This window comes from Kribbella qitaiheensis (assembly GCF_014217565.1).
Taxonomy (GTDB): domain Bacteria; phylum Actinomycetota; class Actinomycetes; order Propionibacteriales; family Kribbellaceae; genus Kribbella; species Kribbella qitaiheensis_A.
Genome location: NZ_CP043661.1, coordinates 1,585,685 through 1,610,168, shown reverse-complemented (window position 1 = coordinate 1,610,168; position 24,484 = coordinate 1,585,685). Strand labels below are relative to the sequence as shown.

The 24,484-nt window shown below is 67.6% G+C and carries 19 protein-coding genes; 11 read left to right on the top strand and 8 right to left on the bottom strand.

What is annotated here, in order from left to right; translation table 11 throughout:
- Positions 1-32: 32 nt before the first annotated feature.
- From F1D05_RS07235 to F1D05_RS07225, 3 genes are all read left to right on the top strand, one after another.
- Positions 33-1,706: an acyl-CoA mutase large subunit family protein gene (locus tag F1D05_RS07235; protein WP_185446563.1), complete on the top strand. Its 1,674-nt coding sequence runs from the start codon at positions 33-35 to the stop codon at positions 1,704-1,706.
- Positions 1,707-1,794: 88 nt separating this feature from the next.
- Complete coding sequence (locus F1D05_RS07230; protein ID WP_246486492.1) at positions 1,795-3,459, top strand: NAD-binding protein; 1,665 nt, start codon at positions 1,795-1,797, stop codon at positions 3,457-3,459.
- Positions 3,460-3,496: 37 nt separating this feature from the next.
- Positions 3,497-4,444, top strand: a complete 948-nt coding sequence (locus F1D05_RS07225; protein WP_185446561.1) for a tetratricopeptide repeat protein — start codon at positions 3,497-3,499, stop codon at positions 4,442-4,444.
- 49 nt (positions 4,445-4,493) lie between these two features.
- Here the strand turns inward: F1D05_RS07225 and F1D05_RS07220 are convergent, their stop codons facing one another.
- Positions 4,494-4,940 carry a MarR family winged helix-turn-helix transcriptional regulator gene (locus F1D05_RS07220; protein ID WP_206686106.1) on the bottom strand — a complete coding sequence of 149 codons (447 nt, stop codon included), beginning with the start codon at positions 4,938-4,940 and terminating at the stop codon, positions 4,494-4,496.
- 95 nt (positions 4,941-5,035) lie between these two features.
- On the opposite strand from F1D05_RS07220, the gene F1D05_RS07215 reads away from it, so the two are divergent.
- Together F1D05_RS07215 and F1D05_RS07210 are read left to right on the top strand one after the other, a co-directional pair.
- The gene (locus F1D05_RS07215; RefSeq protein WP_185446560.1) at positions 5,036-6,034 is read left to right on the top strand and encodes an SMP-30/gluconolactonase/LRE family protein; all 999 of its coding nucleotides are present in this window, start codon (positions 5,036-5,038) and stop codon (positions 6,032-6,034) included.
- A gap of 92 nt (positions 6,035-6,126) precedes the next feature.
- Positions 6,127-6,996: a MurR/RpiR family transcriptional regulator gene (locus F1D05_RS07210; protein ID WP_185446559.1), complete on the top strand. Its 870-nt coding sequence runs from the start codon at positions 6,127-6,129 to the stop codon at positions 6,994-6,996.
- A 1-nt stretch (position 6,997) separates the two neighbouring features.
- Here the strand turns inward: F1D05_RS07210 and F1D05_RS07205 are convergent, their stop codons facing one another.
- Positions 6,998-8,161 carry a citrate/2-methylcitrate synthase gene (locus tag F1D05_RS07205; RefSeq protein WP_185446558.1) on the bottom strand — a complete coding sequence of 388 codons (1,164 nt, stop codon included), beginning with the start codon at positions 8,159-8,161 and terminating at the stop codon, positions 6,998-7,000.
- 75 nt (positions 8,162-8,236) lie between these two features.
- On the opposite strand from F1D05_RS07205, the gene F1D05_RS07200 reads away from it, so the two are divergent.
- Positions 8,237-9,403: a citrate/2-methylcitrate synthase gene (locus tag F1D05_RS07200; RefSeq protein WP_185446557.1), complete on the top strand. Its 1,167-nt coding sequence runs from the start codon at positions 8,237-8,239 to the stop codon at positions 9,401-9,403.
- A 180-nt stretch (positions 9,404-9,583) separates the two neighbouring features.
- Here F1D05_RS07200 and F1D05_RS07195 read toward each other — a convergent pair whose 3' ends face one another.
- Positions 9,584-10,999, bottom strand: a complete 1,416-nt coding sequence (locus F1D05_RS07195; RefSeq protein ID WP_246486491.1) for a flavin-containing monooxygenase — start codon at positions 10,997-10,999, stop codon at positions 9,584-9,586.
- Between the two features lie 235 nt (positions 11,000-11,234).
- Here F1D05_RS07195 and F1D05_RS07190 point away from each other — a divergent pair, with 235 nt between their 5' ends.
- From F1D05_RS07190 to F1D05_RS07175, 4 genes are all read left to right on the top strand, one after another.
- Complete coding sequence (locus tag F1D05_RS07190) at positions 11,235-11,603, top strand: YciI family protein (RefSeq protein ID WP_185446556.1); 369 nt, start codon at positions 11,235-11,237, stop codon at positions 11,601-11,603.
- Between the two features lie 152 nt (positions 11,604-11,755).
- Positions 11,756-12,997 (top strand): RNA polymerase sigma factor, encoded by a 1,242-nt coding sequence (locus tag F1D05_RS07185; protein WP_185446555.1) that lies wholly within the window; start codon positions 11,756-11,758, stop codon positions 12,995-12,997.
- A gap of 200 nt (positions 12,998-13,197) precedes the next feature.
- Complete coding sequence (locus tag F1D05_RS07180) at positions 13,198-13,749, top strand: GNAT family N-acetyltransferase (protein WP_185446554.1); 552 nt, start codon at positions 13,198-13,200, stop codon at positions 13,747-13,749.
- A 3-nt stretch (positions 13,750-13,752) separates the two neighbouring features.
- Positions 13,753-14,847, top strand: coding sequence for a phosphotransferase family protein (locus tag F1D05_RS07175; RefSeq protein WP_185446553.1), 1,095 nt, complete (start codon positions 13,753-13,755; stop codon positions 14,845-14,847).
- Between the two features lie 15 nt (positions 14,848-14,862).
- Here the strand turns inward: F1D05_RS07175 and F1D05_RS07170 are convergent, their stop codons facing one another.
- The 5 genes from F1D05_RS07170 to F1D05_RS42855 all read right to left on the bottom strand — a co-directional run bounded on the left by F1D05_RS07170 (position 14,863) and on the right by F1D05_RS42855 (position 22,400).
- On the bottom strand, positions 14,863-15,891 hold the full coding sequence (locus F1D05_RS07170) for an NUDIX hydrolase (protein ID WP_246486490.1): 1,029 nt from the start codon (positions 15,889-15,891) through the stop codon (positions 14,863-14,865).
- A 264-nt stretch (positions 15,892-16,155) separates the two neighbouring features.
- Entirely contained in the window at positions 16,156-18,450 is a 2,295-nt protein-coding gene (gene glgB / locus F1D05_RS07165; protein ID WP_185446552.1) for a 1,4-alpha-glucan branching protein GlgB, read from the bottom strand.
- Positions 18,451-18,607: 157 nt separating this feature from the next.
- Complete coding sequence (locus F1D05_RS07160; RefSeq protein WP_185446551.1) at positions 18,608-20,020, bottom strand: maltokinase N-terminal cap-like domain-containing protein; 1,413 nt, start codon at positions 20,018-20,020, stop codon at positions 18,608-18,610.
- Positions 20,017-21,717 carry a maltose alpha-D-glucosyltransferase gene (gene treS / locus F1D05_RS07155; protein WP_185449030.1) on the bottom strand — a complete coding sequence of 567 codons (1,701 nt, stop codon included), beginning with the start codon at positions 21,715-21,717 and terminating at the stop codon, positions 20,017-20,019. Before treS ends, F1D05_RS07160 begins: the two co-directional genes overlap by 4 nt.
- Positions 21,718-22,085: 368 nt before the next feature.
- On the bottom strand, positions 22,086-22,400 hold the full coding sequence (locus F1D05_RS42855) for a hypothetical protein (RefSeq protein WP_185446550.1): 315 nt from the start codon (positions 22,398-22,400) through the stop codon (positions 22,086-22,088).
- 545 nt (positions 22,401-22,945) lie between these two features.
- Here F1D05_RS42855 and F1D05_RS07145 point away from each other — a divergent pair.
- On the top strand, positions 22,946-24,478 hold the full coding sequence (locus F1D05_RS07145) for an ArnT family glycosyltransferase (RefSeq protein WP_185446549.1): 1,533 nt from the start codon (positions 22,946-22,948) through the stop codon (positions 24,476-24,478).
- The last annotated feature ends 6 nt before the right edge of the window (positions 24,479-24,484 follow it).

Genomic DNA, 24,484 nt, shown 5'->3' with positions numbered 1-24,484 from the left:
CTTTGGTGGGTAACAACCCCATGGAGGTCGTGATGGACGCCGAACGCATCGCCGACGGACGGAGCCGGTGGCAACAGCGGTACGACGCGTCGCGCCGCCGGGAGGCGGATTTCACCACCCTGTCCGGCACCGAGGTGGAGCCGGTCTACGGGCCGCCGGAGGGGTACGACGATCCCCGGATGGAGCGGATCGGCTGGCCGGGCGAGTTCCCGTTCACCCGCGGGCTCTATCCGACCGGATATCGCGGCCGGACCTGGACGATCCGCCAGTTCGCCGGCTTCGGCAACGCCGAGGACACCAACGCGCGGTACAAGATGATCCTCAACTCCGGCGGCGGCGGCCTCTCGGTCGCGTTCGACATGCCGACGTTGATGGGCCGCGACTCCGACGATCCGAAGGCTCTCGGCGAGGTCGGCCACTGCGGCGTCGCGATCGATTCCGCGGCTGACATGGACCGGTTGTTCAAGGACATCCCGCTGCAGGACGTCACCACGTCGATGACGATCTCCGGACCCGCCGTACCGGCCTTTGTGATGTACCTGGTCGCGGCCGAGCGCCAGGGCGCCGACATCACCAAGCTCAACGGCACGCTGCAGACCGACATCTTCAAGGAGTACATCGCCCAGAAGGAGTGGCTGTTCCCGCCGGAGCCGCACCTGCGCCTGATCGGTGACCTGATGGAGTATTGCGCCGCCAACATCCCGGCGTACAAGCCACTCAGTGTCTCCGGCTATCACATCCGCGAGGCCGGTTCGACGGCCGCGCAGGAGCTCGCGTACACGCTGGCCGACGGCTTCGGGTACGTCGAGCTCGGCCTCAGCAGGGGCCTCGACATCGACACCTTCGCCTCCGGGTTGTCGTTCTTCTTCGACAGCCACTTGGACTTCTTCGAGGAGATCGCCAAGTTCCGCGCCAGCCGCCGGATCTGGGCCCGCTGGCTGCGCGACGTCTACGGCGCCAAGACCGACAAGGCCCAGTGGCTGCGCTTCCACACCCAGACCGCCGGTGTCTCGCTGACCGCCCAGCAGCCGACACTCAACGTCGTCCGTACCGCGGTGGAGGCGCTCGCCGCGGTGCTCGGTGGCACGAACTCCCTGCACACCAACGCACTCGACGAGACGCTCGCGCTGCCGACCGACCAGTCGGCCGAGATCGCGCTGCGGACCCAGTCGGTGCTGATGGAGGAGATCGGCGTCACCAACGTCGCCGACCCGCTCGGTGGTTCCTGGTACGTCGAGGCGCTGACGGACAGGATCGAGGCGGAGGCCGAAGAGATATTTGCCCGGATCAAGGAGATGAGTCCGGACGGCACGATGACCGGCGGCATCCTGCGCGGCATCGAGGACGGCTGGTTCATGGCCGAGATCGCCGACGCCGCCTTCGAGTACCAGCAGAAGCTCGAGAAGGGCGAGAAGAAGATCGTCGGGGTGAATACCCAGACCGACACGGTGTCCGGCGGACTGGAGATCCTCCGGGTCAGCCACGAGGTCGAGATCGAGCAGTGCCGGGTGCTGGCGGCACGCAAGACGCAACGCGACGAGGACCTCGTACGTCGTACGCTATCGGCGCTGGTCGAGGCATCCCGCGGGACCGGCAGTCTGATCGAGCCGATGCTGGAGGCTGCGCGTGCCGAGGCCACGATGGGGGAGATCTGTCACGTTCTTCGGATCGAATGGGGCGAGTACAGAGAACCCGCCCGCTTCTGAGACCGAAGCGGCAGAGCCCGCCACCCAGGGGCGCCGCCGTGCCCGGACCCAGGCTCGTACCGCCGTTCAATCGCCGGACGGTCGCGGCGTGGTCGTCTGCGGATCCGACCGGACGATGCTCCGGGTGATCACCGAGCTGGTCAGCTCGGGCGAACACGTGACCGCGGTGGTCAATCCGGCGTCGCGGCACTTCGAACGGATCAGCGAGCTCGGCGCCCAGGTGCTGGGCGTCCGGGTCGTCAGCGAGTCCGTACTACGCCGCGCTGGCATCGATTCCGCAGCCGGCAAGCCGTCGGCCGCGCGAGCGCTGGTGCTGCTCGATGCCGACGACGTCCACAACGTGCACACGGCGCTGACCGCCCGGGACATGGACCCGAACCTCAAGATCGTCATCCAGATGGTCAATCCGCGACTGGGCGGCCAGTTGCACAACCTGCTCGGCGACTGCGTGGTCATCTCCGGGCCTTCGCTCGCGGCGCCTGCCTTCGTCGCCGACGCGCTGGAGGACGACGAACTGACCTGGTTCGAGGTCGGCGGGCGCCGGCTGGTCGCCGGGCCGGCCAAACTCATCCAGGCACCTCACTTGACCGTGCTCGCCGACACCACGTCGTCCGCGACTCCCGAGCTGCTGCCGTCGGCGAGCGCGGACCCGGCCGGTGACATCGTGGTGGGGACCGGCCTGCGCAACATCTGGCGTACCAAGGACGTCCGCCGGGCCGGCTGGCTGATGGCGACCCGGGACGTGATCGACCGGCGGGTCCGGATCATCGCGGGGGTGATGGCCGGGCTGATCCTGACCGGTACGGCGCTCACGCACTGGATCGCCCACGTCGAGTGGCTCCGGGCGCTCTACCTGGCAGCCGGCGCGGTGACGTCTGCCGGGATCGAGGACAACACCTTCTCGAATGCCAAGCCCTGGGCGAAGGTGGCCGCGGTCGTCGTCCAGCTCACCGGGATCGTGCTGATGGCACTGCTGACCGCGGTGATCGTCGACTCGCTGATCGGCGCCCGCCTGTCCCGGGTGATCGGCGGCGTTCGCGGCCGGCCGCGCAACCACGTGATCGTCTGCGGGCTGGGCACGGTCGGCGCCCGGGTGCTCGAGATCCTGAACGAGCGAGGCGTCGCGGTGGTCGGGGTGGAGCATGACGACGACGCCCCCGGCGTACAGACCGCTCATCGATTACGGATCCCGGTGGTGATCGGGGACAGCAGCAACGAGGAGACGCTGCGGTTGGCCGGTGTCCAGCGGGCCGATTCGGTGCTCGCGATCACCAACGGCGACATCACCAATCTCGAGTCGGCGATGGTGGTCCGCGAGCTGAACCCCACCGCCCGGATCACGATGCGGATGTTCGACCACGACCTGGCCCAGCGGGTCGAGCGCCAGTTGGAGCTCGGCCACAGCCGGTCGGTGTCGATGCTGGTCGCACCGGCCGTCGCGGCCGCGGTCGCGAACAGGCGCAGTCAGGCGACCGTCCCGGCCGGACGTCGCGTCCTGCTGCTCACCGAGGTCACCGTGGAGCGCGACTCGGTGGCCGTCGGCCGGCGGCTCGGCGAGCTCGACGAGGCGGGCGGTCTGCGGGTGCTGGCGCGGCAGGACAATGGCGACTGGGACTGGGATCCGGCGTTCGACCGGACCCTCAAAGCCGGCAGCAGGCTGGCCGTCGCGGGCACCCGGAGCGGGCTCGCGCGGCTGCTGCTGGCGACCCGCGCTCCACACCGTTCGGGGCCGTCGGAGAGGATAGGCCTATGACCGTACGTACCGACCGACTGCCGACCGGAGGCCAGCGGTGAGCCAGCCGAACTTCTCCCGTCCCGGGGCGATCGACCTGTCGTCCCTGCGCAAGCCCGCCGCACCCCGTCCGGGCGCCGCACCCGGAGCCGCTCCCGGAGCCGGAGCCCCAGCGGCGGGCGGCGGCTCGTACGTCCTGAACGTGAGTGAGCCGACCTTCCAGGCCGACGTGATCGAGCGCTCGGTCCAGGTGCCGGTGATCGTCGAGTTCCACTCGCCGCGCTCGGAGGCGTCGCTCGCGCTCAGCCCGATCCTGGTCCGGCTGTCCACGGAGTACGCCGGAAAGTTCCTGCTCACCCGGATCGACATCGACGCGAACCCGCAGTTGGCGCAGGCCGTCGGCGTGCAGACCGTGCCGCTGGTGATCGCCGTACTGCGCGGGCAGGTGGTCCCGCTGTTCCAGGGGCCCGTCGGTGAGCCCGAGGCTCGTCAGTACGTCGAGCAGTTGCTCACCGTCGCTGTTGCCAATGGCATCACGGGCCGCACGGATCCGGTCGGTCCGGCCGGTGCCGAAGAAGAGGCCGCCGAGCCCGAGCCGGACCCGCGGTACGAGGCAGCTGACAACGCTGTTGCCGCCGGTGACCTCGACGGCGCGATCGCGGCGTACGAGCTGTTGCTCAAGGAGACCCCGAACGACGCCGAGGCCAAGGCCGGCCTGGCCCGCGTCCAGCTGGTGCAGCGGACCAGGGACGTCCCGGCCGAGGTCCGGACCAGGGCCGCCGAGAACCCGGCCGACATCGAGGCGCAGCAGTTGGTCGCCGATGTGGACCTGATGGGCGGGCACGTCGAGGACGCTTTCGCCCGGCTGATCAAGACGATCCAGCTGACCGCGGGCGACGAGCGCGACGAGGTCCGCAAGCACCTGCTCGAGCTCTTCGAGGTGGTCGGAGCCGACGACGAACGCGTGATCAAGGCCCGCCGTCGCCTGATGGCCGCCCTGTTCTGAAATAGTTTTTGCCAGCGGGTGGTGCCGAACGGCGCCACCCGCTTTTTGTTTAGCTGTTGAGGATCGGGTCGGTTGTCAGCTGTTCCGACACCCGCGCCAGCAAGGCGCGGAGGGTGTCCAGCTCTTCTGTGGTGAAGGCGGCGGCCAGGCGGCGTTCCACCCCGGCGGCCCGCTCGTCTGCCTGGTCGAGGGCTTTCCGGCCGGCCGGGGTCGTGCGCGTCTCGATCACGTGCCTGTGCAGCGGATGCGGGGTGCGCTCGATCAGCTCGGCCGACTCCAGGTTGCGCAGAATCGTGGTCATCGTCTGAGGCGTCACCAGGCAGCGCCGGGCCAGCTCGGCGGCCGAGATCCCGGGTTGTTCGTCCAGGACGAAGAGCGCCGCGTACTGCGGGACGGTCAGCCCGGCCGGCTTCACCGCGGCCGACTTCACCGTGGTGAGTTCCTGCTCGACCCGCTTGAGGTGGCTGCCCAGCCGCTCTTCGAATGACATCCGCATGTCCTCATGGTACGAACCCGGGCTGTGATATGTGCATTGACAGGCATCAGTGCTCTGATTAGTCTCTGTGTTCGTATCCATCAAGGGAGGCAATGATGTTCCGACGCACAGCGGCAGTCGTCGCTCTGCTCACGCTCGCCGCCGCGGCGCCCGCGTCCGCAGTACAGGTCAGTGCTGAGGCGCCGGCGGTACGGGCCGGTGCGTGGCCGGGGACGATCAGCGGGCAGACCGCTGATCGGTATCCGGAGGGGGTGACCTGGGACCCGAGCCGGCAGGCGTTCCTGGTCGGGTCGATCGCGACCGGGCGGGTAGATGTGGTCGACCGTCATGGTCGGTCGAAGCAGTTGGTCGGTGCGGCACCGGGGATCTCGACCTTCGGGCTGCATGTGGATGTGGCGCGGAACCGGTTCCTGGTGACGTATGCGGATATCGGCAGTGGTGAGCGGTCTTCGGATGCGACGGCGGGCAAGCAGTCCGGTGTCGCGATCTACAACCTGAGGACCGGGCACTTGGAGCACCGGGTCGATCTCAATACGCCGGCGTTGAATCCGGCGGGTGGCAAGCATGGTGCGAATGACCTCGCGGTCGATGGTCGCGGCAATGCGTACGTCACGGATCCCGCGGGGGATGCGATCTACCGGATCACCCCTGGTGGAAAGGCGTCAGTGCTGGTCCGGGACGCGCGGCTGGCGTCGCCGACGATCGGGATGAACGGGATCGTCTGGGATCCGGCCGGCTACCTGCTGGCCGTCCGGTACGACACCGGCTTGTTGTTACGGATCTCGCCGACCGGTGCGATCTCCGAGGTGAAGTTGCCGAAGGCGCTGGTCGGTGGCGATGGGCTTGCACTGACGGCCGATCGCAAGCTGGTTGCCGTCACCAACAAGCTCGGGGCGCCGGGTGTCGAAGAGGTGACCGTGCTGCGGAGTACGGACAACTACCGCTCGGCGCGAGTCGTGGTGGCGAAGGCCTGGCCTGTCGGCGGTCCGACCACGGTGGCGTTGAGTCCGCACGGGATGTACGTGCTGAGCGGACGGCTCGACGTCCTGCTCGCCGGCGGCCAGTCGGACGAGTTCGACCTGCATCGCTTCTGAGGTCTTGGGAAGGCCGCCCCTGTGAAAGGGGCGGCCTTTCCATTGGTGTGAACTGTTGACAGCTCGCGTAGAAGATTTTGAGAATCATTCACATGAGTGCTGGGGAGTCGTTGGAGGTCCGGATCCATGGGTTGTTGCCGGCATTGAGTCCGGCTCAGCGCCAGGTCGCGGACGAAGTACTGCGGGATCCTGCCGCTGCGGCGTCGTCGACGATCGGGGAGTTGGCTGCTCGTTGCGCGACCTCGCTGCCGAGTGTCACCCGCTTCTGCCTGGCCCTCGGCCTGAGTGGGTACGCCGAGCTTCGGCTGGCGCTGGCGGCCGAAAGCGGACGAACCAGTGCGAGCTGGGAGCTTGGAACCGGCGGCGAAGTCGGTGCCGACGATAGTCTGGGCGACGTACTGCGTACGTTGCTGCGGGCGGACACACGTGCTCTGGAGGACACAGTGTCCGAGTTGGACCTACGTGCCCTCGGGGAGGCAGTCCGGGCGATCTCCGATGCCCGGCGGGTCGACCTGTACGCCGTGGGTGGATCGGCCACTGTTGCCGAAGACCTGCGGTTGCGGCTGCATCGGATCGGTCGTGGCGCGAACTGCTGGAGCGATGTCCACAACGCGCTGACCAGTGCGGCGCTGCTCGGTGCTGGTGATGTCGCGATCGGGCTGTCGCACAGCGGCGAGACTGTCGAAGTGCTGGAGCCGCTAGCGCGAGCCCGGAGTCAGGGTGCGCGCACTGTTGCCATCACCAACTACCCGAGATCACCGGTGGCACGGGAGGCGGACGTAGTACTGGTCACCGCTGCACGCGATGTCACCTTCCGCACTGGCGGTCTGGCTGGGCGGCACGCGCAGATGATCGTGCTCGACGCGCTGTACATCGGTGTGGCGCAGCGCGACTACTCCCTGGCTGAGCAGGCTTTTGACGTCACTGCCGAGGCTGTTGCCGGGCATCGCGTGCCGCGTTGACTCAATCGACCGGCGGGCCAGTGTAGATGCCGGCTGTGCGGAAACGCAGGCCTGGTTCGGCGTACTCCTCCAGTGCGTGTGCCGTCCAGCCGATGATGCGCGCGATCGCGAACAGCGCCTCGCCGGCGTCCGGGCGGAAGCCGTAGGCGTGCATCATCGCGGCGATGGCCAGGTCGCTGTTCGGGAACGCGGGGACCTTGTCAATGAGCTCTCGGACTGTTGCTTCAACCGGCTCATTGGCAAGCAGTTCGAACAGCGCCTCGGCGCGCGGATCGCGCTGCTGGTAGATGCGATGCCCGAACCCCGGCACAGGCTCGCCCGACCGCAGCTGATCCGACAGCGCCTCGACGGGATCCTGCAGCGCCCGGTCGAGGAACTTGTAGGCGAGTGTGGTCGCCGCACCGTGGTAGTGCCCATCAAGTGCGCCGAGCCCGGCCGACACCACGGAGTACAGGTTGGCGCGTGCGCTCGCGGCGACGCGTGCAGCGATCGTGGAGACGGCCAGCCCGTGGTCCGCCAGCAGGATCAGTACGGCGTCGAGCGATGCAGGCTTGGGGTGTGAGGCTTGCGTGGTCAGCTTCGGCCAGAGCCTGGTGCCCAGGGTGCCTTGTGTGGTCTCACCTGGAAGAGCATCCACCAGTACTCCGAGGAGACGGCTTGCGGCCGCCACCACTGACTCCGGCGCGAGGTCGAACCGCAGCGGGTCGCCAGCACCTAGTACTGCGACGGCTATGCGCAGCTGGTCCGTCATTCGTGCAGTCGGCGGCGCTACAGCCATCGCAGCGCTGGCCAGCTCCACCTGTGCCGGGGGAGCGGGGAAGGGGTCCTGCTCGGCCAGCTCGCCGGTCCACAGCAGGTGTGCAACCGACTCGACCGTGCTGGTCGTCGCCAGTTCGCGCGCAGGCCGACCGCGGTAGTAGAGCTCGTCGTCCTGGAGCAGACTGAGCTCTGTCTCGATCCGTTCGACCACGCCGGTGTGCTCAACGCTCCGGCTGGCAAGACGCTCCACGTCGGCAGCCGCGAACAGGCTGCTGCGCTGGCCGCGAGCACGGACGCTGGTGAGCTGTCCGCGGCTGACGTAGGCGTAGATCGTCTCCGGCTTCACGTTCAGCCGGCGGGCGACCTCGGCCGTGGTCAGGTAATTCTCGTCACGCTGCTGCGTCATCCACCGCTCCGGGAGGCGCTCATATTGACTGGATCAACATTGACAATACTTGATTCCAGTTCAAGTCTGAGACTTATGTCAACCATTGTCGAAGGAACCGTCGAAGGACCGATCGAGGTACCCGCCGGACTGCGCAACGTCGTCGTGACCGAGACCCGGCTCGGCGATGTCCGCGGTGACGAGGGCTTCTACCACTACCGGCAGTACTCCGCGATCGACCTGGCTCGCTCGAAGACCGTCGAGGATGTCTGGTTCCTGCTGTTCGAGGGGCGGCTGCCCGACGCGGCCGAGCGGGCTGCCTTCGTAGCGGAACTCGCGCCCTTGCGCGTCCTGCCGCCCGAAGTACGGGCTGTATTGCCTGCCGTGGCGGCGGCCGGATCGTCTTTCAATCCGCTTGCCGGGTTGCGGACTGCCTTGTCGTTGCTGGCCGCGGCTCGTCAGCTGCCGCCGCTCTGGGATGCGGATCCGGCTCGGCGGAAGGCCGACGCGATGCTGGTCTGCGCGGTGACGCCGACGATCCTGGCCGCGCTGTACCGGTTGCGGGAGGATCTCGAGCCGTTGGAGCCCAGAGAGGATCTGGGTGCCGCGGCTCATTGGCTGTACCTCGTCACCGGCGAGGTGCCGGACGAGGCGAAGGCCCGGGCGATCGAGCACTACCTGATCTCGACGATCGACCACGGTTTCAACGCGTCGACCTTCACCGCGCGGGTGATCGCCTCGACGGGCGCCGATGTGGTGTCGGCTGTTGCCGGTGCGATCGGGGCCTTCTCGGGTCCGCTGCATGGTGGGGCGCCGGATCGCGCATTGGCCAGCTTGGACGAGATCGGTACGCCGGACCGGATCGACGCGTGGGTCCGCGCGAAGGTCGGCTCGGGCGACCGGATCATGGGCTTCGGGCACGCGGTCTACCGCACCGAGGACCCGCGATCGCTGATGCTCCGCGACATCGCCCGCGAACTCGGCGGCGACCTGGTCGACTTCGCCACCACGGTCGAACAGCGCATCGTCGAGGTCCTGGCCGAACTCAAACCCGGCCGCAACCTCTACGCGAACGTCGAGTTCTACGCCGGCGTGGTGATGTCGATCTGCGACCTGCCCCGGGCGATGTTCACCCCCACCTTCGCCACCAGCCGAGTTATCGGCTGGACCGCCAACATCCTCGAACAGGCCGGCACCTCGAAAATCATCCGCCCCTCAGCCCGCTACGTAGGCGAAGCACCCCCGGTCCCCGTGCCTTGTTGACCACGACTGCGGCCGCCCGCCACCTGCCCCGACCCCACTCTGCCGACGTGGTTGGCCGCCCGCCGGTGGGTTCGCCCCCCTTTGTTGGGGTTCGCCCCTCTTGTGGTGGTTCCCCCATTGCTAGACCAATGGGGGAACCCTTACAGCGAGGGCTAAGCCGCGCCTTCGCCGCCCGGAGTACTAGGTGGCTGGTTTGAAGTGCATGGCGCCGTCGGCGAGCGAGGTGTAGCGGAGGGAGAGGAAGTCGCGCGGGTAGTTCTGCCGGAGTCGCCAGGGGCCGTAGGAGCCCTGGCGGGGCAGGAGGTTCGCGGCGCGGCGGATGTAGCCCGAGGACAGGTCGACCACCGGTCGCGCGGGGGCGTCGTACTCGGCCGGGTCGATCTCCGGGACGCAGATGCTGGTGCCGGTGCGGTCCAGGTGGTTCAGCAGCCGGCAGACGTACTGCGAGGTGAGGTCGGAGCGCAGCGTCCAGGAGTTGTTGGTGTAGCCGATGCACCAGGCCAGGTTCGGTACGCCGCTGAGCATCATGCCTTTGTAGACGAAGGTGTCGTGCGGGTCGATCGAGTGGCCGTCCACGGTCAGTTTGATCTTGCCCAGGGCAACCATCTGCAGGCCGGTCGCGGTCACCACCAGGTCGGCCTGCAGTTCGTCGCCGGAGCGGAGCCGGATCCCGGTCGGGGTGAAGGTCTCGATCTCGTCCGTGACCACCGACGCCGTACCGGCCCGAAGCGCCTCGAACAGGTCCGCGTCCGGGACGAGGCAGAGCCGCTGGTCCCACGGCTTGTACTTCGGGGTGAAGTGCGGATCGGCCGGGATGTGCGGTGGGAGTTGCTTGGCGGCTGTGCTGTTGAGCAACCAGGCGGCGTGGGCGGGCCACCTCCTGAATGCGGCGTAGACGGCCGAACTGACAGCGACGTTCTTGGTGCGGATCAGCCGGTGCGCCAGCTTCTCCGGGAGCACCTCGCGGAGCCGGTCCGAGAAGGCGTCATGTGCCGGCCGCGAGGCGACGTAGCTAGGCGTGCGCTGCAGCATCGTGACGTGGGCTGCCTCCGGAGCCATCGCCGGGACCAGCGTCACCGCGGTCGCGCCGCTGCCGATCACCACCACTCGCTTCCCGGCGTAGTCGAGATCCTTCGGCCAGTGCTGCGGATGGACGACCGTGCCGCCGAAGGTGTCGAGGCCGGGGAAGGGCACCTCGTAGCCGGAGTCGTAGTTGTAGTAGCCGGTGCAGACATAGAGGAAGGAGCAGGTGTAGGACTCCTCGTTCGTCTCCACAGTCCAGAGCGCGTCGGTCGACGACCAAGACGCCTGTACTACGTGCCGCCCGAACCGGATGTGTTTGTCGATCCCGTACGTCTCTGCGGTCTCGTGGAGGTACTCCAGGATCGACGGGCCGTCGGCGATCGCCTTCGCCGCGGTCCACGGATGGAACGGGAAGCCGAGCGTGAACATGTCCGAGTCGGACCGGATGCCGGGGTAGCGGAACAGGTCCCAGGTGCCGCCGAGGTTCTCACGACCCTCGAGGACGGCGTACGACCGGCTCAGCGCCTGGGTCTGCAGCCGGTAGGCGGCGCCGATCCCGGACAGGGCCGGCACCGACGATCAGTACGTCCAGGTGCTCCACGAGTTCCTCCTGGGTGCCGGTTGAGGTCCTGTTGAGTACATGGTCAACGGTAGGCGATCGGGCGAGGGTGGAGCTGTCGGTGTCCGCTATCTCACCTGGGGTGATCTCTTCTCATGATCGAGAACTTCCTGGTCGGCCTTGTCGATTCCGCTGCCGCCCGTTCGTCAGCAAGATGTCCAGTACAAACCCCAGACAAGGGAGCCAGAGATGGCGCAGTACATGTTCCTGCTGTACGACACCGAAGAGTTCTACGACAACATCACGGCGGAGGACTGGCAGGCGACGATGAAGCTGCACAACGCCTTCGCGGAGGCGGTCGAGGCGGCCGGTGCGAGCCTTTTCGGTGGCGCGGCGCTGGAGAAGTCGACCACCGCGAGCACGGTGCGGCAGGCCAGTGGCGAGCCGTTGGTGACCGACGGGCCGTTCATCGAGACCAAGGAGGCGCTCGGCGGCTTCTACCTGGTCGAGGCCAAGGACCTTGATCAGGCGCTCGCGCTGGCGAAGCTCTGCCCGGCGGGCAACGTCGAGGTCCGTCCGGTGATGGACACCGGCGAGGGATCGACCCCACCGGCCTGATCGAGATCTGCCGATCGAGGTCTGCGGTCGAAATTTGTGGATCGAGGCTTGCTGACCTGGAGCTGGACGAGCTCGCCGGGCTGATCAGCGAGGTCGGGTGAGCGAGTTCGGCTGATGGAGTTCGGGGAGATTCGGGAGCGGGGGAGTCGCGGGTGACGTCTGCGCGGGAGATTGCGCGGGTGGTGGACGAGGCGCACCGTGGGCATTGGTCCACGGTGCTGGCCTCGACCGTCCGGCTGACCCGGGATCTCGATCTGGCCGAGGACTGCACCCAGGACGCGTTCGTCCAGGCGCTGAAGACCTGGCCGGACGGGATCCCGGACAACCAAGCTGGCTGGCTCACCACGGTCGCCCGACGGCTGGCGCTCGACCGGCTCCGGCGGGAGACGACCCTGTGGCGGAAGCTGCCGCTGCTGATCGAGGATCCGATCTCGCCGGGGGAGGTCGAGCAGCCGACCGATCCGCTGCGGCTGGTGTTCACCTGCTGTCACCCGGCGCTGGCTCGTGACTCTCAGGTGGCATTGACGCTGCGGCTGATCTGCGGTCTGACCACCCGCGAGGTGGCGGCCGGACTGCTGATCAGTGAGGCGACGGCGGCCGCGCGGATCACCAGGGCGAAGAAAAAGATCGCGGCCGCGGGTATTCCGTACCGGATCCCGGCCGACGAGGAGCTGCCGGAGCGCCTCGACGTCGTACTGACCGTGGTGCAGCTGGTTTACACGGCCGGGCATGTGGCGGCGGGGCCGGAGCTGACCAGGGCCGACCTGACCGGGCGGGCGCTCGAGCTGGCGGGGTTGCTGGTGAGGTTGATGCCGGCCGAGCCGGAGCCCCAAGCCCTGCTGGGGTTGCTGCAGATGACCCAGGCGCGCGGCGATGCCCGGGTCAGCGAGGACGGCGAGTTGGTGCTGCTGGCCGATCAGGATCGCTCGCGGTGGGACGTGCGGCTGCTGGCCGAGGGCGTTTCGCGGGCGACGACCGCGTTGCAACAGGGGCAAGGGCAGGGACACGGCCGGTTCGCGTTGCAGGCCGCGGTGTCCGGGTTGCATGTGACCGCGTCGTCCTGGGACGAGACGGACTGGCATCAGGTGGTGCGGATGTACGACGCGATGCTGATCAGCTGGCCGTCGCCGATCGTCGCGCTGAACCGCGCCGCCGCGCACAGCCTCGTCCCCGGCGCCGACCTGATCGCCGTACTCGCCGAGCTCGATGCCCTGAGCAATGAAGTGGCCCTGAAGTCGTATGCGTACCTGTCTGCCGCGCGTGCCGATGTGCTCGCTCGACTGGGCCGAAAGGAGGCCGCTGTCCAGGCGTACGACGAAGCCATCGGCCTGACAGTCAACGGCGCCGAGCAACGCTTCCTCCGTCGCCGCCGCGCAGCCCTGACCGAAGACTGAACCCGCCGACCGGCCGCCTGCACCCACAGGTCGGCTCACCCGGAACTGCAGTCTCGCGAAGGTCTGCCGGATCGTGCACCGTCTGCTGGTCGCCGACTACCAGGTGACCGCGGAGGTGGCCGAGACCAAGCGACCGCGAGGGTGGCCGACGACCAGGTGATCGCGGAGATCGGGCCCGGCGGACAGCGTAGGTTGAGGGTGTGGCGAGTTTTGCGGGGTTCCCGGCCGGTTTGCTGACCGAGCGCTTGCGGCTGCGGCGCTGGCTTCCGTCGGACGCGGAGGAGTACCGCGGGTTGTGGACCGAGCGGGATCCGCGGTCGGTGCGCCGGATCGACGCGGACGGGCATCCGACGGTGGAGGAGATCCGCGAGCGGCTGATGGACAATCCGCTGGCGGCTGAGCACGGGTTGGGGTTGCTACCGATCGAGCGGCGGGACAACGGCGAGTTCATCGGGTATTGCGGACTCACTGTCGGCCACGCATCGTTCGACGAACCGGAGATCGCGTACGAGTTGGCCAACCGGGCGCACGGGCAGGGGTATGCCACCGAGGCTGCCCGGGCTGTTGTCGAGGCGGCGGTACAGACAGGACGGCAGCGGTTGTGGGCGACGGTGCGCGAGTGGGACACCGCGTCGTTCCGCGTGCTGGAGAAGCTCGACTTCCACCACAGCGGCCGGGTGACCGCGGATCGCGAACGCGGCGACTCGATCTGGATGACCCGTGAGCTCAGCCGGCCGGCAACGGAGAAGTGACCGGTGCAGTCAGCGAATGAGTTCTTCCGGCAGTACCAGGAGTTGGAGGGCTTGCAGGCCGAGGGGCCGATCGAGCTGATCGGGCAGGGCATGGAGGGAGCCGTCTTCGATCTCGGTGGTGACCTCGTCGGCAAGACCTGGTTCAACAGGTCGGCTGCGGAGGTCTGGCCACTGCAGGCGTTCTTGAACGAGCTGAGCAGTCAGCGGCTGTCTTTCCGTACGCCGGAGATCCGCGTGGTGGACGAGGTGGATGGTCGGGCTGTCAGCATCGAACGCAAGCTGCCCGGTACACCGCTGCGTGAAGCCGTCGAGTCGGGCTTGGTCAGCCGAGACGACGCGCTCGAGCTGTTCGTCGAGGTGGTTACCGCCCTCGGCGGCACGTCTGCCGGGTCCGCGAGCAGGGCGCTACCGGCGGCCGAGGAGCAAACACCGTTCTACACTCCCCACCTGCCGCCGGACCTCTCCCGGAACGGGCGCCTCCGGCAGGACGCGCCTTCTGTAACCTCCACGAGTAGCCACCTACCGTCGGACGCGTCTTCTGTAACCTCCACGAGTAGCCGCCTACCGTCGGACGCGTCTTCTGGGCCGTCCTGGGGGGAGGCGCTGGCGGATCTCGTACTGCGACGTGCGGTCGCGTCTCGGCAGTTGCTTTCGGAGGACCTGACCGGGTTCGACGAGCTGGTCGAGGTGGTCGTGACGCGCCTTCGTGAGGTTGTGCTGGCGAAGGCGAGCATCGTGCACGGCGACATCTGTCAGCCGAATATCCTCGTCGATCCGGCGCTGGGCGGAGCCGCGGGTGGTCGCCGGGCAGGGGCGACTGCTGTTCTCGATTGGGGTTTCCTCACCACGGCCGGCGACAACACCTTCGACGCTGCCACTGCCGCCGGGTTCTTCGACATGTACGGGCCTGATGCCGAAGCGCTCGACGCCGAACTGCTGGAGCGCTTCGAGAAACTGGGGCACTCGCGGGACCGCATGCACCTCTACCGAGTCGCCTATGCGCTCATCACCGCCACGATCTACAGCCCCACCACGCGCGACGGCCACTACCGCTGGTGCCTCCGCAACCTCACCACCCTCCGCCACATCCTCACCTGACGGGGGCCGGTGTGGTCAGGGGATGGGGTTGCCGTCGCGGAGGTGGTGGAGGGTGGTGGGGGAGCTGAGGACGGCAGGGAGACGGCGTTGATTGAGGGGACTGACGAGGCCGGCGAGTTCGTCGGCGGCGTACCAGCCGAGGCCGAGGATCTCGAAGCCGTCAGGGTGCAGGGTGTCGATGAGTGACGGGTCGTGCACGCCGCCGTCGTACAAGATCTCGATCGCGTCGCCCCAGCCCTCCCAGCGGGGCAGCCAGTCGATCGCGATCACGCCGGACAGCGGGAGCGAGACGCCGAGTTCCTCTTCCATCTCCCGGAGCGCGCCGGTCGCGGGGTCCTCGTCCGGCTCGACCACGCCACCGGGCAGTTCGAGATCGCTCTTGTAGCTGACCTTGCACAACAGCACCCGGCCGCCGGTATCGCGGATCACCACGTGCGCGATCACCCGCTTCTTCGGCAGCACCGAGTCCATCAACGCGGTCCACCCGGTCACTGTGTCCGCGCGCGGATCGTCCCGGCGCAGACCGTAGATCGCCAGATCCCGGCGTTCACCTTGCAGCGTGGCGCCGCCCCGGAGCAGCCCCTCGCGCCGGAACCCGGAGCGGATCGCGACCCGCGCCGACGCCCGGTTCTCCGGATCCACCTCGACCTGCAGACGTTCCAGCCCGAGCTCACTGAAGGCATAGACGACGATGAGCTGCACGGCACGACGCGCGATGCGGCGTCCCCGGTACGGCTTGAAGGTCGACCAGGTGATGGTGCCGACGCCGTCCGCGGTACGGCGCGCCGCGACTGTCCCGACCGGCCCGGAGACTCCGGCCAATTCCACGACGAAGGCCACGAGCGACCGATCCTCGGCATACAACTGATGCCAGCGCTCGACGGCCGCAGCTAGCCCGTCCTGCGGCGTGACCCCGTCGAGGTCGAACCAGCGGACGATCTCTTCGTCGGTCAGCCCATGCGCGACCTCGATGTCGTCGCCCCGCCACGGGCGCAGCGTCAACTCACCATCACTCAACGTCGGCTGCGGCGGCACACCAGTCACCCGATGAACGCTACCCGCTGCCCCCTAGCGTCCAACCGCCTGGTGGACCTTTGCGCGAAGGTGACAACGTCGCCCCGCGCCCGCAACCTTTACCTCCTCGGGGCGACACTTCCATACGCAGTTCCGCTGGTGGGTCGCTGGTGTCACCACCGCGACCAACCTGCCGGTTGACCCGACCTACACGCCGACCTTCAGCCTGACGGTCAACTGACCTGAAAGACAGCTGGGCGGTGTTGCCTGAGGCAACACCGCCCAGCCGTTGTACTACGCGTTGTGGCGGAACCAGATCGTGCCGAGCGGCGGGACGGAGATCTCGGCGCTGCTCGCCATTCCGTGCCAGCCTTCGCCGTTCGCGTCGACGCCGCCGAAGTTGCCGACGCCCGAGCCGCCGTAGTCGCCCGCGTCGGTGTTGACCAGCTCGTCCCAGTGACCGGCGTACGGGAGGCCGAGCCGGTAGCCGTGGTGCGGGACCGACGAGAAGTTGGCGACGCAAGCGAGCGTGGGTTGCCCCTCGTCGCCGTACCGGACGAAGGAGAAGACGTTGTTGCTTGCGTCGTTCGCGTCGATCCAGGAGAACCGCTCCGACGCGTGATCGGTGGCCCAGAGCGCCTTCGTGTCGCGGTAGTTGCCGTTCAGGTCCTTGACCAACTGCTGCAGACCCCGGTGGTCGGAGTGGTCGAGCAGCCACCAGTCGAGTTCGCCCTTCTCGGACCACTCGGACTCCTGCCCGAACTCGCAGCCCATGAACAGCAACTGCTTGCCGGGATGCGCCCACTGCATCGCCAGGAACGCCCGCACGTTGGCGAGCTGCTGCCACCGATCGCCCGGCATCTTGCGCAGCAGGGAGCCCTTGCCGTGCACGACCTCGTCGTGAGAGATCGGCAGCACGAAGTTCTCGGAGTACGCGTACATCATCGAGAACGTCAGCTCGTGGTGGTGGTACTGGCGGTGCACCGGCGCGTGCTCCAGGTAGCTGAGCGCGTCGTTCATCCAGCCCATGTTCCACTTGAAGCCGAAGCCGAGTCCGCCCAGATGCGTCGCGCGGGTGACGCCCGGCCACGAGGTGGACTCCTCGGCGACGGTGATCACGCCGGGAACGCGCTTGTAGAGCGTCGCGTTCATCTCCTGCAGGAACGACACCGCCTCGAGGTTCTCGCGGCCGCCGTACTGGTTCGGCACCCACTGACCCTCTTCGCGGGAGTAGTCCAGGTAGAGCATCGAGGCGACCGCGTCGACCCGGAGGCCGTCGATGTGGAACTCCTCGGCCCAGTAGACCGCGTTCGCGACCAGGAAGTTCCGCACCTGCGGCCGGCCGAAGTCGAACACCAGCGTGCCCCAGTCGGGCTGCTCGCCGCGGCGCGGATCCGGGTGCTCGTACAGCGGCGTGCCGTCGAAGCGGGCCAGAGCCCAAGCATCCTTGGGGAAGTGCGCCGGCACCCAGTCGACCATCACGCCGATACCGGCCTGGTGCAACGCGTCGACCAGGAAGCGGAAGTCGTCCGGATCGCCGAAGCGCGACGTCGGCGCGAAGTACGAGGTGACCTGATAGCCCCACGACCCACCGAACGGGTGCTCCATCACCGGCATCAGCTCGACGTGGGTGAAGCCCATTTCGGTGACGTAGGCAACGAGTTCGTCGGCGAGTTCGCGGTACGACTTGCCCTTGCGCCAGGAGCCGAGGTGGACCTCGTAGACGCTCATCGGCTCGGCGTACGCCTGGGAGGCGGCGCGGCGATCGATCCAGGCGGCGTCCTGCCACTCGTACGTCGACTCGTGCACGACGGAGGCGTTCGCGGGCGGCGTCTCGGCCAGGTTCGCCATCGGGTCGGCCTTCTGCCGCCATACTCCGTCGCGACCACAGATGTCGAACTTGTACCTCGTGCCGGGACCGACGCCGGGGATGAAGAGTTCCCAGACACCGGACGAACCCATCGTGCGCATCGGATGCGCGCGGCCGTCCCAGAAGTTGAAGTCGGCGGTCAGCCGGATGCCCTGCGCGTTCGGTGCCCAGACGGCGAACGACGTCCCGGTCACCGAGCCGGTCGGTCCGTCGTACCGGCGGACGTGCGCGCCGAGCACCGTCCACAGCTGCTCGTGCCGGCCTTCGCCGATCAGGTGCAGGTCCATCTCGCCGAGTGACGGCAGGTACCGGTACGGGTCGTCGACCTCGGCCGCGGGGCCGTCGGTGTAAGTGACCTCGAGCCGGTAGTCCGGCACCTTGTCGACCTCGAGCACGCCGACCCAGACGCCTTCGAACTCGTGCACCAACTCGATCCGCTCGTCGTCGAACACCGCGGTCACCGACTGCGCGAACGGCCGCAATGCCCGCAACGTCACGGCGCCGTCGCCGAGATGCGGACCGAGCACCTGGTGCGGGTCGTGATACGTCCCGCTCACCAGTTGTTCCAGCACCTGACGTTCGACCGGCACGGCCACCAGCCCGACGGGCTTGGCCGGAGCATCCACAGCCGCGGCGGCGTGCTCGGGTTCACTCATCGCCTCAGACATCGGCGCCCCGGCCACCTCGCCCACTTCGGTGTCCTGCTCACTCGAATCCATACACCCCATCCTGCCCGATCATCAGCACATCTTCTGCACCCCGTACCCGAACCCCCCACAACTACACAGCCGCGTCGGATTCACCGCAGGTCAGGCGTTGTGAGACTGCTCCACGCCGGCCGCGCCAGATGAGATTATTGGTTCGGATTGCCGGGTATTAGCTGGAACTCAGTTGTGCGGCGGCGGCCAGCGGGATCGGCAACCAGGTCGGCCGGTTGCGGGCCTCGTAGAGCGTCTCGTAGATCACCTTGTCGGCCAGGAACGCGCTCAACAGCACGCCTTGGTCCCGTGGATCCGTCCCGGCCACCTCTGCATACCCGTCGCAGAAGGCGTTCCTGTTCCTGTTCGCCCATTCCGCTGCCCGGTAGGCGATCTGCTGGTCGCCCCGGTGGTCGGCCAGCAGCGATCGTGCCGCGTAGTCGAACGACCGCAGCATCCCGGCGATGTCCTTGATCGGGGTGTCCAGCGCGCGCCGCTCGATCAGCGACTTGGCCGGCTCGCCCTCGAAGTCGATCAGCTTCCAGCCGGTGATCGTGCGCAGCACCTGACCCAGGTGGAAGTCACCATGGATCCGCTGCACAGTCACCGGTACGTCGTACGCGGCGAGCGCGTCGAACGCGCGGGTCAGCCCCACGGCGAACTCGCCGAGCTCGGGGATCGCCGCGACCGCCTTGTCGAGGCGGCGCTTCATCGCGGCCGCATGCTCGACCATCTGCGTCGGTTCCCAGATGTCGGTGCCGAGGGCCTTGGCCAGCTCGGCATGCACCTGTGCGGTGGCCGCGCCGAGTCGGTGCGACTCACCCGCGAAATCGCCACCGACCTCCTCGGCGTGCAGATCCGCCTCGGCGTACAGGTCCCGGACCGAGGTGGTCGCGTACGACCAGCCGTCGGTCGCGTTCTTCTGGAACGCCGTCATCATGCCCAGGTCGCCCGAATCGGTGCCGCCGCCGGCGCGCGGCCAGGAGCCACGCGCCGTACCGAGCACCTCGGGCACCAACTCGGAACCCGCCTCGGTGAGCGCCGACTCGATCTCGACGCCGGGATTGCTCCCGGGCTCGAGCCGGCGGAACACCTTCAGCAGGGCGGTGTCGCCGAAGACCAGCGACGTGTTGCTCTGTTCGACCGTGAGGACGAGCGACTGCGCGTTCTCCGGTACGACGATCGTGCGCTCCGGCGCGTGCACCGGGTGGAACTCCAGCCCGGTCAGCGTGCGGCCGTGGGTGAGCGCGTCCAGCCAGTACGGCGTCGCTTCCTTGTCGTGCAGCGCGTCGTACACCCAGACCTTGGTGTCACCCAGGTCCGGCTCCTCCCAGTCACCGACCAGCGCGTGGCCCAGGTTCTCGGGCGGCGTGCGGCGGTAACTGAGCGGCAGCTGGTAGACCCGGATCGCGTTCTCCGCGCCGGGAGGCCCGGCGCAGTAGACGAATCCGATCCGGACCGCAGGCCAGACGCCCTCGTCCGACAACCAGGCCGAGGTGGCCATCGCATCGACATGGACGTCGTGTCCCTTCTCTGAGAACCATCGCTGGTTGGCACAGAAGGACTGGACCTGGTCCAGATGGAAATTCACGAAGAGCTCTCCTCACGATTGGCCTGGGAGACCGGCAGCCGGAACCAGTAGAAGCCGTGCGCACCCAAAGTGAGCAGGTACGGCAGCTCGCCGATGGTCGGGAAGTGCACCCCGCCGAGCAACTCGACCGGCTCCACTCCTTGCCACTGCCGGAGATCCAGTTCGATCGGCTGCGGGAAGCGTGACAGGTTGTTCACGCACAGCACGACGTCGTCACCGAACTCACGGACGTACGACAGCACGCTCGGGTTGGAACCGCCTAGGTCAGTGAAGGTACCCATCCCGAAACACGGGTGCTGCTTGCGGGTCTGGATCATCCGCCGGGTCCAGTGCAGCAGACTCGACGCGTTCTCCATCTCCGCCTCGACGTTGACGGCCTGGAACCCGTAGACCGGGTCCATGATGACGGGCAGGTTGAGCTTGCCCGGCGTGGCCGTCGAGAACGACGCGTTCCGGTCCGGCGACCACTGCATCGGCGTCCGGACGCCGTCGCGGTCACCGAGCCAGATGTTGTCGCCCATGCCGATCTCGTCGCCGTAGTACAGGATCGGCGAGCCGGGCAGCGACAGCAGCATCGCGGTGAACAGTTCCATCCGGTTCACGTCGTTGTCGAGCAACGGCGCGAGCCGGCGGCGGATGCCGATGTTGGCCTTCATCCGCGGGTCCTGGGCGTACTCGCCCCACATGTAGTCGCGCTCTTCGTCGGTGACCATCTCGAGGGTGAGCTCGTCGTGGTTGCGCAGGAAGATGCCCCACTGACAGGTCTCCGGGATCTGCGGGGTCTGGGCCAGGATCTCCGAGATCGGGAACCGCGACTCACGCCGCACGCCCATGAAGATCCGCGGCATCACCGGGAAGTGGAACGCCATCTGGCACTCGTCGCCGCCGGACTCGCGGTCGCCGAAGTACTCCACCACGTCGCCGGGCCACTGGTTCGCCTCGCAGAGCATGACGCGATCGGTGTAGTTCGCGTCGACCTCCTTGCGGACCCGCTTCAGGAACTCGTGCGTCCTGGGCAGGTTCTCGCAGTTGGTGCCCTCCTCCTCGAACAGGTACGGCACCGCGTCCAGCCGGAAACCGTCGACGCCGAGGTCGAGCCAGAACTTCAGCGCCTCGATCATCGCGTCGCCGACGGCCGGGTTCTCGAAGTTCAGGTCCGGCTGGTTGGAGTAGAACCGGTGCCAGAAGTACTGCTGGCGGACCGGGTCCCAGGTCCAGTTCGACGTCTCGGTGTCGACGAAGATGATCCTCGCGTCGCTGTACGCCGTGTCGGTGTCCGACCAGACGTAGAAGTCGCCGTACGGGCCGTCCGGGTTGGTGCGGGACTCCTGGAACCAGGGGTGCTGGTCCGAGGTGTGGTTCATCACGAAGTCGACGATGACGCGCATGCCGCGCGCGTGCGCGGCTTCCATGAACGCGGCGAAGTCGGCGATCGTGCCGACCTCCGGCATCACGTTCGTGTAGTCGGAGATGTCGTAGCCGCCGTCACGCAGAGGTGAGGGGTAGAACGGCGGTAACCACAGACAGTCGACACCGAGCCACTCGAGATAGTCGAGTTTCTCGGTCAGGCCTTGCAGGTCGCCGATGCCGTCGGCGTTCGAGTCCTTGAAGGACCGCACCAGAACTTCGTAGAAGACAGCCCGCTTGAACCACAGCGGGTCACTCTTCGTCAGTCCGTGGTGCTGCTCCGGCAGCATGTCGGTCACGCTCACCTCCAATGGGTGTCATCCCTCGGTCCAAACCTAGCTCTACAAAGGTTTGCGGTCGCCCAGTTCGATCCGGCGACGCGCGGGTGGACACGCTTTCTCCGGGCTGCATCTGTTTCCCTTACCCGTCAGACGGTTTCTCAAAAGGAACGGTGCTGATCCGGTCGCGCCCGGGTGCTGTGATGACGCCGTGGGATGGCGGTGCCCAATTCGAGCCCCACCCCACCGCCCCAGTCGCCCTGGCCGGCGTTGCGCTCAGTGTGCCGGGCGTTTGCCAGTACATGCAAATGGGGGCCTGATCGCCCTATCTACGGGCCGATTCGTGACGTGTCGTGCGTTGCTTCCGCGGTCCGCGGAGGTTACTTTCCGGCACCCGGTGACCTGCGCGGCCGGCGGACGTATTTGGTGAAACCGGCGCGTTCGGCGTCGGCCTCGGTGCGGAACCAGACCTCGGGTCTGGTCCGGCCGTAGTACGGCGATTCGGGGGTGTGGAAGAGCATCGACTGCGCGTTGCCCTTGATGGTGAAGCCGTCCGGCGGGCCTTGATGCTGGACCGCTTCGGCCGATCCTTCGCCGTACCGCCCGGGGGGCACGTCGTCCAGCTGTTCGTCGAACAACGTCGGCTCGTGGGATTCGCCGGCATCCATCCGTTGCGAGAACAGCGCCTGCGGCACAACAGGCTCTGCTTGTACTACGGGGGGCCGGCGTCGGCTCGGGTCGCACCACGGGCTCGGGGGAGCGGCGGGGTGCGGCTTCCGGCGTACTGGCTGTTCTTGCGCCGGCGCCGACCAGGACTTCCGTTTTCTGCTCGGCGGGCCGGCCGGCGGATGCTGGTGCGACCTGGGGTTGCCGTCGGCGGGCCAGCAGGAACCAGGTGATGATCGCGCCGAGCAGAAAGGCCAGCAGGGACCACGGCCAGTTGTTGCGGAAGAGCCAGCTCATCGGCGGACGCCCTTCAACCGGGCCGGTGCGACCCGGAAGACCAGCCAGGCGGCGGCGCTACCGAGTACGAACGCGACCAGCAGCAAGATCCAGACCTGCGCGATCAGCCAACTCATGGATTCCCCTACGAATCTATGGACCGTGCGCGAGGACCTTACTCCGTCCTGTCTCGGTCCCGCACTTCAACCCGCCGGCCGATACAGCGGGCGTATAGGTCCTGCCACCAGACTCGGCCCAACTGGCAACACCGCCCAAGCAGGCGAGAGCAGGTGACCGCATGACGTCCCAGGTGACGACCAGGCCGGTGGAGAACCGAGCTCCCACCAGAAGTTGGTGGCGACGGCATTGGCCGGAAGCGACCGTCGTCATCGCCGTACTGGTGGTGCTGGCCGCGACCAGCAACGCGTACGGCTACCACCGCGACGAGCTGTACTTCCTGGCCTGCGGTAAGCACCTCGCCTGGGGCTATCCCGACCAACCACCGCTGACGCCGCTACTGGCCGTACTGGGTGACGCGATCTCACCCGGCTCGCTCTGGGCGTTCCGCCTGCCGGCCACGATCGTGTCCGCGGCGTCTGTCGTCTTCGTCATCCTCATCGCCGCGGAGATGGGTGCCTCGCGCCGCGCTCGGGTGATCGCCGCCCTCACCATGGCCACCTCGGCCGTCGTATTGATGGCCGGTCATCTGCTGATGACCAACACCACCGACTTCTTCTTCGCAGCTCTGATGAGCTGGCTGCTGGCCATGTACATCCGGACCCGTACTGCGTGGCTCCTGCTGCTCATCGGTGTCGTACTGGGGATCGGCCTGCTCAACAAGACCCTGCTCGCGCTGCTTGCATTGGCGTTCGTGATCGGCCTGCTGGTGGCCGGCCCGCGATCCGCCCTGCGCAGCAAGTGGCTGCTCGCCGGTGCACTCGCCGCCCTGGTCATCGTCGCGCCGAACCTGATCTGGCAGGCCACGAACGGCTTCCCGCAACTGGACATGGCCAACGCGATCCAAGGTCGGGTGGTAGCCGGCGGACGCATCGGGATCATCCCGTTCCAGCTGGTCCTGATCAGCCCGTTCCTGGTGCCGATCTGGATCGCGGGTCTGGTGCGGTTACTCCGCCGCGACAACACCTTCCAGGCGTTCGGTGTCGCCTACTTGGCGCTTGCCGTCGAGCTGCTGGTCGTGGGCGGCAACGGCTTCTACCTTGCGGGGGCTTATCCGGCTCTGATGGCGGCAGGCGCTATCGCCACCGACCGGTGGCTCACTACCGGTGTACGCCGTCGGGTGCTGGTCGGCGCTTTCTCCGGATCAGCGGTCCTCGTTGGTCTGGCAAGCCTGCCAATCGTTCCGGCGACCGCACTGGCCGATGTGCCGCTGGTTCGCTACCTCGACTTCGGTGGCACCCGCGAGCAGCTCGGGTGGCCGGAGCTCACGTCGCAGGTGGCTGCTGTGTACGACGGGTTGTCGGCTGATGACCGTGCTCGGGCGGTGATCGTCACGCGCAACTACGGCGAGGCCGGCGCGCTCGACCGCTTCGGCCCGGAGTACGGACTGCCGAAGGCTTACAGCGGTCACAACGCGTACGCCGGTTGGGGACGGCCGCCGGAAGGTGCCGATGTGGTGATCGTGCTGGGCAGTCAGCGGGACGGGCGGCCGCTCGACTGGGTGCAGGCGAACTGCGTCTCCACGAGCATCGTCGGCTATACCGGCAACACCACGGGCATCAAGAACGCCGAACAGGATCGTCCGATCTGGCTCTGCCGCGGTCTCAATCACAGCTGGGGTGAGATCTGGCCGACGCTCACCTGGCTGGGCTGAACCTGT

Coding starts and splice junctions, on each gene's coding strand:
- F1D05_RS07235 (WP_185446563.1), top strand. CDS start 33: ATGGACGCCGAACGCATCGCCGACGGACGGAGCCGGTGGCAACAGCGG.
- F1D05_RS07220 (WP_206686106.1), bottom strand. CDS start 4,940: ATGCGGATGTCATTCGAAGAGCGGCTGGGCAGCCACCTCAAGCGGGTC.
- F1D05_RS07215 (WP_185446560.1), top strand. CDS start 5,036: ATGTTCCGACGCACAGCGGCAGTCGTCGCTCTGCTCACGCTCGCCGCC.
- F1D05_RS07210 (WP_185446559.1), top strand. CDS start 6,127: ATGAGTGCTGGGGAGTCGTTGGAGGTCCGGATCCATGGGTTGTTGCCG.
- F1D05_RS07205 (WP_185446558.1), bottom strand. CDS start 8,161: ATGACGCAGCAGCGTGACGAGAATTACCTGACCACGGCCGAGGTCGCC.
- F1D05_RS07200 (WP_185446557.1), top strand. CDS start 8,237: ATGTCAACCATTGTCGAAGGAACCGTCGAAGGACCGATCGAGGTACCC.
- F1D05_RS07190 (WP_185446556.1), top strand. CDS start 11,235: ATGGCGCAGTACATGTTCCTGCTGTACGACACCGAAGAGTTCTACGAC.
- glgB (WP_185446552.1), bottom strand. CDS start 18,450: ATGGATTCGAGTGAGCAGGACACCGAAGTGGGCGAGGTGGCCGGGGCG.
- treS (WP_185449030.1), bottom strand. CDS start 21,717: ATGCTGCCGGAGCAGCACCACGGACTGACGAAGAGTGACCCGCTGTGG.
- F1D05_RS07145 (WP_185446549.1), top strand. CDS start 22,946: ATGACGTCCCAGGTGACGACCAGGCCGGTGGAGAACCGAGCTCCCACC.